The organism is Roseovarius sp. A46 (genome assembly GCF_004126395.1).
GTDB classification, from domain to species: domain Bacteria; phylum Pseudomonadota; class Alphaproteobacteria; order Rhodobacterales; family Rhodobacteraceae; genus Roseovarius; species Roseovarius nitratireducens.
The window spans coordinates 20,413-28,665 of the sequence record NZ_PVWS01000036.1; the positions used below are offsets into that span (position 1 = coordinate 20,413).

Below are 8,253 nucleotides of genomic sequence, written 5' to 3' on the forward strand. Positions count from 1 at the left end.
AGGAGAGCCGATATGCAGATTTTCACCTGTCCCTTCTGTGGTCCGCGAGAGGAGACCGAGTTTCACTTTGCCGCCGAGGCGGGCAAGCACCGCCCGGAACCGGCAGAAGAGACCTCGGATACCGACTGGGCGGATTACCTTTACATGAACGACGCGCCGCGTGGCCCATCCTCCGAGGTCTGGGTTCACGTGACATGCGGTGAGTTCTTCCTGATGACCCGGGACACGGTGAGCCGTGACATTCTGGACAGCACAGCATTGCCTGGGCGAAACGAATGAGCGGATGGCGTCACGACAAAGCTGGGGATGCGATTGATCGAAATTCCCCGCGTTACTTCAGCTTCGATGGCAAACCGCTCTCGGGCTTTGCCGGGGATACCCTTGCCTCGGCCCTGCTGGCTTCGGGGACGCAGGTATTGGGGCGCAGCTTCAAGTATCACCGCCCGCGCGGGCTATGGGGGTTGGGAGGCGAAGAGCCGAACGCCATCTTCGATGTCACCGAGAACGGCCGAACCACCCCGAACACCCGCGCAACCACGGAAAGCTTGCGCGACGGCATGGCGCTCGGCTCGGTGAATACGGCGCCGGATGCCCTGCGCGACCGGGGTGCCATCCTTGACCGTCTAAACCGGTTCCTGCCCGGCGGGTTCTATTACAAGACCTTCATGGCCTTCGGCTGGATGCGGTGGGAGCCGATGATCCGCAGGATGGCCGGGCTTGGGCGGCTCGATAGCGGGCACCGGCCCCCGGCCGATGGCCCACAGGTCAATGCCGCTTGTGATCTGCTGGTCATAGGCGCGGGGCCTGCGGGGCTGGCGGCGGCGCGGGCCGCTGCGCTGGCGGGACGAAAGGTCTGGCTTGTGGATGAGGCCGCCGAACCGGGCGGCAGCCTGCGCTGGCGGGGCGGCGAGATCGACGGAAAGGACTGGCGCGACTTCCTGCGTGAAACATCCGATGCGGTTCAGACCGCCGGGGGGCGTATCCTGACCGAAACGACCCTCTGGGGCGCGTTCGATCACAACCTCTTCGCAGCCTGGGAGCGTCGCACCGGCGCGCCTGATCGGCACTGGCGCATTCGTGCCGGGGATATCGTTCTGGCCGCTGGCGCGATCGAGCGCCCACTATGGTTTGCCAATAACGATCTGCCGGGCGTCATGTCGGCAGAGGCCGCGCTGCATTACTTGGCGCTTTACGGCGCGGTTGCGGGCCGGAAAATCGTTCTGGCGACAGGCAGTGACGCCAGCTATCCGGTGGCCGAGGCCCTGGCGCGTGCGGGCTGTGCGGTAACGCTTGCCGATGCGCGCGAAACACCGCCGCCCCCGCCGGACGGCGTGCATCATCTGACCTCCGCAAAGCTGACGCGGGCCGAGGGCAAGCGCGCCGTGCGCTCTGTCGTCGTGAATGGTCGGCGCCACGAGGCTGATACGGTGCTGGTTTCGGGCGGGTATACGCCGTCTGTGCATCTGCATTGTCAGGCCGGTGGCAAGCTGGATTGGGATGCCGGATCGGACTCGCTCGTGCCGCGCCCGGGCACGTCGAAACTGCGCGTTGCCGGGGCCGCCAATGGCGCGTTCGGCCTGGCCGAAGCCCTGGCGCAAGGCCATCTTGCAGGTGGCGGCGAGGGCAATGCTCCGCAGGCCCCGGCCGGAAACTGGCAGCTCGCCGCGATGCGCCCTGATCCGGCCCTGCCCGGGCGGCAATGGATCGACCCGCAGAATGACGTGACTCTGAAAGACGTGAAGCTCGCCGAGCAGGAGGGTTATGGTTCGGTCGAGCACCTAAAGCGCTACACAACGCTTGGCATGGCAACCGATCAGGGACGTAATTCCAACTTTGCCGGGCTGGCGGCCATGTCGGAACTCACTGGCCGCAGCATTCCCGAAACCGGCACCACGACATACCGCCCGCCCTTCGCACCCGTGCCGCTCGGGGTGATTGCAGGCCCGCGGCGCGGCGCGCTGTTTAATGCGCCCAGGCGGCTGGCGCTGGAAGATGAACACCGGGGGCACTCCGCCGGTTTCCGGGAATATGGCGGCTGGCTGCGCCCATCGGCCTATGGGCCAGAAGACGAGGCCGACCTTGCGCAGGCCGAGGCGCGGGCAGCCCGCGAAACCGCAGGGATCTACGACGCCTCGCCACTGGGCAAGATCGAGGTGATCGGCCCCGGCGCGGCGGAGCTGTTGGATTACTGCGGCTATGTCCGTCTTTCGACCCTGAAACCGGGGCGCGCGCGCTACGGGTTCATCCTCGGCGAATCCGGCATCGTGCATGATGACGGCGTGGTATTCCGCCTGGCCGAGGATCGGTTCATCGTTTCTGCGTCATCCTCGCATGCGGCCAGCGTGCGGATGATCCTTGAAGAAGTGCGACAGGACGTTTTCGACCCGTCGCGCAGCTTTATTCATGATGTCACTGCCGGGTTCGTCACCTTGTCGGTGACCGGGCCCAAGTCCCGCGACCTGCTGAAAGCGGCCGGGTTGCCGGAGCAGATATGCGACGATGATGTCATGGCGCATATGTCAGTCATGGAAACCGACTGGAACGACCATGCACTGCGCGTCGCAAGGGTCAGCTTTACCGGTGACCGCTCCTATGAACTCACCGTGCCTGCCCGCCATGGCGCGGCGCTGCATCGGGCGCTCGACGCGGCCCGCATCGAGGTTGACGGGAGGTGGATCGGCATGGAAGCGGTGATGATCCTGCGGGCCGAAAAGGGGTTCATCCTTGTCGGCAAGGACACGGACGGTTTGACCATGCCGCACGATCTGGGATGGGGCGGCCCGCGTGACAAACGGACGGACGAGTATCTCGGCCGCCGGTCGCTGTTCACGTCCGAGGCGAAGGCCGATAACCGGCGGCAGCTCGTGGGTCTTGAGATTGATGGCGATACACCCTTGCCGACAGGGGCGCATCTTGTACCTCTCGGCGAAGAGCGGCGCTCGCTCGGCTTCGTCACATCGAGCTATTTCAGCCCGACACTGAACCGCCCCGTGGCGCTGGCGCTGTTGGAAAACGGGCGCGCGAAGATCGGCGGCGAGGTCGGCACGTTCCACATGGGCGAAACCGGCCACGCCAGGGTCTGCCCCAGCTGCGCGCTTGATCCAGAATGGGAGAGACTGAATGCGTGAACGTGACTGGAGCAACCCCTCCCCGGCTCCCGGCGACAGGATTGAGGCTGAGGGGCTTGTCCTGAGCTGCTTGCCGCCCGGCGGCGCGGCCCTTGTCTCCGGCGATCTTGAAGCGGCGATATCCGCGCAGGCAAAGGGCGCCCCAATGATCGGGCTGTTGGCGGACCTTCCCGCAACCGGGAGTTTTGCCCTGCGTATCGCGCGAGATCGGGCGTTGCTTTGCACGCCCGAGCCACTGGGCTCCGAGGCAGGCTGGCACGGCGGTTACGCGCTGAGCGCGGCGGACGATCTTTATGTGATGATCGACATCGCGGGCGACGCGGACGGCACGTTTCTGGGCAGTTGCATGTCTGCGCAGGCGGGCTCGGCCTCTGCCATGACGCTGTTTGCCGAGAAAGCCTGTCTCGTGGCGCGCTCCGGGGATGCGGTACGCGTCTGGGTGCCACGGCCGGATGCTGCGGAAGTCTGGACGCGACTTGGCCTGTTGTCCAGGGCGTAACCCCGGATGGCAAGAGGGCTACATAAGGTCCAGCAGACGTGGAATTGTCAGCGACAGGCCGGGCAAGAAGGTGGTCAGCAGCATCACCGGCAGGGCCACGAACCCGATCAGCCCGAATGCCGGAGCGACAGCTTGCAGGATCGGAACCCGGCAAATCTTGCATGACAGGAACAGCGTGGGGGCCACTGGCGGGCTGTTCGCGCCGATCACGACCGAACAGGCCACGATCGCCGCAAAATGCACCGGGTCAACCTGATTGGCAACCATCAGCGGCAGGAACAAGGGGGCGATCACGACCGTGACCGACACATCGTCCATCAAGGCCCCGGCGATGATCAACACGAGATTGACCATGAGAAGCACCCCGATGGGGTTGGTGATGACAGATTGAATTGCCTCGGTCATTTCCTGCGGAATCCGCTCGAACGACAGGATGCGCGAAATCATGAAGGAAAACAGAAGGATCAGGATAATCGAGCCCGTGGTCTCGGCAGCCTGAACCACGCTGCGCCCGAGACTGCGCCAGGTGAGTTCGCGATAGATCACTCCGCCCACGACAAGGGCGGCCACGACGGCGACGGCGGCGGCTTCGGTCGGGGTGAAGATACCGCCGTAGATGCCGCCCAGAATGATGATGGGAAGCGACAAGGCAGGCAGCGCCTTGAGCGTCACGCGGCCGAAACTCTCGCCGCTGCTTGGCTCCGGGGGCTCGACCTCGTCAAAGGCTCGCCCGACCAGAAACCGATTATACAGGATAAGCCCGATAATGAGGATGATCGCCGGGCCAATCGTAGCGGCAAAGCACGCTGCCACCGATTGACGCGTCACCACGGCGAAGAGGATCATGGTGATCGACGGGGGGATCAGGATGCCCAGCAGCGACGAAATTCCGAGCAATGCGGCGATGCGCCCGCGAGGGTAGCCGCGTTCGGCCAGCGGATCGGTCATGATCGAGCCGATCGAGGCGATGGCCGCCGTTGCCGTGCCGGAGATCGCGCCAAAAATACTGGAGGACAGCACCATTGCGGTGCCCATGCCGCCCCGCCCGGTGGCAAGCCGGCTGACGAAGGCGATGATCCTTTGAGCGATACCGCCGGACTGCATCAGATAGCCGGTAAGGATGAACAGTGGCAGTGCCAGCAGGACCACCGAATTGAGAGAGCGGAACCCTTGCAGCATCAGCGTGTTCAGGTTCGCCTCATACACCCAGGTCAGATAGGCAAGCACACCCGCAAAGGACCAGGCGACAGGAAGCCCCAACCCCATCAGGATGATTAGCAAAGGAAGGGCGATCAGAGCATACATCTGAGGTATTCCATGAGTTTCAGCGCCGTTTCAGGCGGAACAGGGCATCGATCGCATCGCGCAGTGCATAGGAAAAGCACCCTACGGCGGCAACGCCGATGGCAAGCTGGGGAATCCAGAGCGGAATCTGGTAGGCTGGTGTGCTTTGCGGTCGTTTCATGCCCCAGGTGAACATGTAGTAGGACCAGACGATGAAAAATCCTGTGACCACTATCGTCAGGACCGCAATAAGCAGGTCATGCGCGGCCTTTTTTTGCGGGTCGTTCATGTTGCCCGCGATCCAGTCCACCGTAAGGTGTTCGCGCTTGCGCGAGGCGATCACAGCGCCGGTCATGTAAAGCGCGACCGCCGCCAGTGTTATGAGTTCGTGCAGGCCGACAACCGACAGGCCCAACACGTAACGGGCAATGACCAGAAAGAACATCAGCCCGGCTACTACGATGGACGAGGCCACCGCAATCGCACTCAGGGCGCTTGCGATGGCCTCTCCTATGGATTTGACGAGAGACAAGCTCTTATTGCCCGCCAGCATTCTCACGGATCGTATCCATGATTTCGCTGCCGATGCGTTCTTCCATCAGCGGCCAGACCTCTGCACGGACCTTCTTGGCCATCTCGGCAAGCTGTTCGTCGGTGGGCACGACATATTCCATACCAGCTTCCTGGGCCTTATCGATATAGTATTGGTCACGCTCCCGCGCCTGTTCGAAGGCTTCGCTCATGACCGTCATGGCCGCCTCCCGAACGACAGCGCGGTGCTCTTCCGACAGGCTCTCCCAGGATTGGCTGTTCATCGCGATCACGCCGGTTACGAACTGCATCTTCGTGTGGTTGTAGTAATCCAGCACATCGCGGAAATACTCGTAATCCCAGTAGATGATATTTGCACCGTCGCCGTCGACCACGCCGGTCTGAATCGCCGTGAACACTTCGCTCCAGTCGATCGTCGCCGTCTGATAGCCAAGCGCCTGGACCGACTCGGCCATCGGGAACATCGCAGGCACGCGGATCTTGAGATCGGCGGCCTCTTCTTCGGTCATGGCGTATTTGTTGGCCGACGCGACCCCGTTGAAGCCTTCGGGCCAGGGGCCGAAGAACTTGAGCCCGAGATCGTCATAGATGCCCACCAGCATGTCGTTGACCCAGCCGCCAGGTTTGTAGGCCTCGAAGGCCTCTTCCCAGCTGGTGACCATGTAGGGTGTGAACAGAACGCCGAGGCGTTCGTCATAGGCAGTGATCGGCCAGTTGATCATCATGTCAATGTCGCCGGCAACGAACAGGTCGAAGACTTCTGCCTGGCTGCCCAGTTCGTTTTGGTAGAAGACATCAACCTGCACTTCGCCATCGGTACCTTCTTCGATCAGTGTCGCCCAACGATCCATCGCGTCACCCGACGGCGATCCCTTGGCGCCGGAATCAGTGGCAAGCTTCAGTTCGGTCTGGGCCAAGGCCGGGGACATGGCAAGCATCGCGGCTGTCGCACCCAAGGTCATTATTTTTCTGAAAAACATTTGCTCTCCTCCTGTTGGCAGGCCGGTTGACAATCAAGCGGCTACGTTAGGTTCAAAAAAAAGTGGACATAAATGTCCATTGTTGTCAATCAGCACATCGGAAGGTTTTTTGTTGATTTCCACCCAGAAGTGACCCGGGTAGCGGCATAAGGAAAGTCTGAACAAAGAGGTGGTCCTGCTTTTTCGACCAGAATGCAGGACCACCTCTCAACTTCTTGCGCAGAACAGGCTGCCCCGCTCCATCCGCCCCGTGGGCCTGAAACACATTCAGAGGTGGTCGCGGAAATTCGGACCAGTTGTTAAGGTGGATCGCATGACGAGAGAGACGATCCGAAATGGCGAAGAGAAAGACGCATACGCCTGAGTTCAAGGCGAAGGTCGCGCTTGAAGCGATCCGCGAAGAGATGACGCTTGCTGAGCTGTCGAAGAAGTATGGCGTGCATCCGAACCAGATCAGCACATGGAAGCGTGCGGCGATCGAGAACATGGCCACGGCGTTCACCCGGCGTGGTGCTGATCCCGGGAAGGGGAACGAGGCGGAGATCGAGAAGCTGCATTCGAAGATCGGGCAGCTGGTGATGGAACGGGATTTTTTAGCGAATGCCTCGGTTCAACTGCTCGGGACGCGAGGCAAAAAATGGTGAGCAAGGATCATGAACTGAGCCAGCGGCGGCAATGCACGCTGCTGCAATTGTCGCGCTCGACGCTGTATTATCGTCCCAAAGGCGAAAGCGCTGCGAATCTGACCTTCATGGAGATCATCGACAAGCAGTTCCTGGAGACCCTGTGGTATGGCTCTCGCCAGATGGCGCGGCACATGAAGCGGCAGGGTCACAGGTGTGGCCGTCATCGAGTGCGGCGACTGATGCGCCTGATGCGGTTGGTGCCGATCTACCAGGAGCCCAACACCAGCAAGAAGCACCCGGCGCACAAGATCTATCCCTACCTGCTCAAGGGGCTGTCGATCACCCGGCCCAACCAGGTCTGGTGCGCCGACATCACCTATATCCGGATGGAGCGGGGGTTCTTGTATCTGGTGGCGATCATGGACTGGTATAGCCGCAAGGTTCTGGCCTGGCGGTTGTCGAACACGCTGGAGGCGGACTTCTGCGTCTCGGCGCTGAAGGAGGCGCTGGCCAAATATGGTCCGCCAGAGATCTTCAACACCGTCCAGGGCAGCCAGTATGTGTCGATCCGCTATACCGAGCGTCTGGCCGAAGCTGGGATCGAGCCGTCGGTCGGCAGTGTCGGCGACAGTTACGACAACGCCCTAGCGGAAACCATCATCGGCCTGTTCAAGGCCGAGGTGATTCACCGGCTGGGGCCGTGGAAAACCGCCGATGCCGTCGAATGGGAAACCCTGCAGTGGGTCGACTGGTTCAACAACCGCCGCCTGCTGCAACCCATCGGAAACATCCCGCCAGCAGAGGCCGAGGAGAAGTTCTATGAACAGTGCAATGAGTTCGATAAAGTCGCCTGAAACGGAGTAATCAGCCTCCGGGAAAACCGGGGCGGTTCAGAGTGCGGTTGGGATGCTGACCATTCAGCTTAGCCCGCGTAAGACATTGGAGACAATCCGCCACCGAACACCATCATGAGGCGCAATGTAGGTGACCTCGGAGAGAACCATGACCCCGGACGGACTTGCCACTCTCCCGCTTGACACGGCCGCAATCAGAGAACCGCACATGGAGTAATCGCGGGAGTGAGTCGCCCTAACGACCGGTCGGACTTGGAGGGTGGCTGTTCCCCGATAAGATGGAAGTACGGGCTCACGGCTGGAAGCCGGGCCCAAGCATCTGATGGAGAA

The 8,253-nt window shown here is 61.8% G+C and carries 8 protein-coding genes; 5 read left to right on the top strand and 3 right to left on the bottom strand.

Going from position 1 to position 8,253, the window contains the following annotated elements:
- The first annotated feature begins 12 nt into the window (after positions 1–12).
- The 3 genes from C6W92_RS15295 to C6W92_RS15305 are packed head-to-tail and all read left to right on the top strand — an operon-like array spanning position 13 to position 3,627.
- Positions 13–279: a sarcosine oxidase subunit delta gene (locus C6W92_RS15295; protein WP_129434688.1), complete on the top strand. Its 267-nt coding sequence runs from the start codon at positions 13–15 to the stop codon at positions 277–279.
- Positions 276–3,128, top strand: a complete 2,853-nt coding sequence (locus tag C6W92_RS15300) for a 2Fe-2S iron-sulfur cluster-binding protein (protein ID WP_129434690.1) — start codon at positions 276–278, stop codon at positions 3,126–3,128. The genes C6W92_RS15295 and C6W92_RS15300 overlap by 4 nt, the downstream gene beginning before the upstream one ends.
- The gene (locus tag C6W92_RS15305; RefSeq protein ID WP_129434692.1) at positions 3,121–3,627 is read left to right on the top strand and encodes a hypothetical protein; all 507 of its coding nucleotides are present in this window, start codon (positions 3,121–3,123) and stop codon (positions 3,625–3,627) included. The genes C6W92_RS15300 and C6W92_RS15305 overlap by 8 nt, the downstream gene beginning before the upstream one ends.
- Positions 3,628–3,645: 18 nt before the next feature.
- On the opposite strand, the gene C6W92_RS15310 is transcribed toward C6W92_RS15305, so the two are convergent.
- From C6W92_RS15310 to dctP, 3 genes are read right to left on the bottom strand one after another with little or no spacing between them, the layout of a single operon-like run.
- Positions 3,646–4,932, bottom strand: a complete 1,287-nt coding sequence (locus C6W92_RS15310) for a TRAP transporter large permease (protein WP_129434694.1) — start codon at positions 4,930–4,932, stop codon at positions 3,646–3,648.
- A gap of 19 nt (positions 4,933–4,951) precedes the next feature.
- Entirely contained in the window at positions 4,952–5,464 is a 513-nt protein-coding gene (locus C6W92_RS15315) for a TRAP transporter small permease (RefSeq protein ID WP_241691181.1), read from the bottom strand.
- Positions 5,448–6,443, bottom strand: coding sequence for a TRAP transporter substrate-binding protein DctP (dctP, locus tag C6W92_RS15320; protein WP_129434696.1), 996 nt, complete (start codon positions 6,441–6,443; stop codon positions 5,448–5,450). The genes C6W92_RS15315 and dctP overlap by 17 nt, the downstream gene beginning before the upstream one ends.
- Positions 6,444–6,778: 335 nt before the next feature.
- On the opposite strand from dctP, the gene C6W92_RS18015 reads away from it, so the two are divergent.
- Complete coding sequence (locus tag C6W92_RS18015; protein ID WP_129434698.1) at positions 6,779–7,087, top strand: transposase; 309 nt, start codon at positions 6,779–6,781, stop codon at positions 7,085–7,087.
- Positions 7,084–7,923 carry an IS3 family transposase gene (locus C6W92_RS15330; RefSeq protein ID WP_164989258.1) on the top strand — a complete coding sequence of 280 codons (840 nt, stop codon included), beginning with the start codon at positions 7,084–7,086 and terminating at the stop codon, positions 7,921–7,923. Before C6W92_RS18015 ends, C6W92_RS15330 begins: the two co-directional genes overlap by 4 nt.
- Positions 7,924–8,253: the final 330 nt, after the last annotated feature.

Coding starts and splice junctions, on each gene's coding strand:
- C6W92_RS15295 (WP_129434688.1), top strand. CDS start 13: ATGCAGATTTTCACCTGTCCCTTCTGTGGTCCGCGAGAGGAGACCGAG.
- C6W92_RS15300 (WP_129434690.1), top strand. CDS start 276: ATGAGCGGATGGCGTCACGACAAAGCTGGGGATGCGATTGATCGAAAT.
- C6W92_RS15305 (WP_129434692.1), top strand. CDS start 3,121: ATGCGTGAACGTGACTGGAGCAACCCCTCCCCGGCTCCCGGCGACAGG.
- C6W92_RS15310 (WP_129434694.1), bottom strand. CDS start 4,932: ATGTATGCTCTGATCGCCCTTCCTTTGCTAATCATCCTGATGGGGTTG.
- C6W92_RS15315 (WP_241691181.1), bottom strand. CDS start 5,464: ATGCTGGCGGGCAATAAGAGCTTGTCTCTCGTCAAATCCATAGGAGAG.
- dctP (WP_129434696.1), bottom strand. CDS start 6,443: ATGTTTTTCAGAAAAATAATGACCTTGGGTGCGACAGCCGCGATGCTT.
- C6W92_RS18015 (WP_129434698.1), top strand. CDS start 6,779: ATGGCGAAGAGAAAGACGCATACGCCTGAGTTCAAGGCGAAGGTCGCG.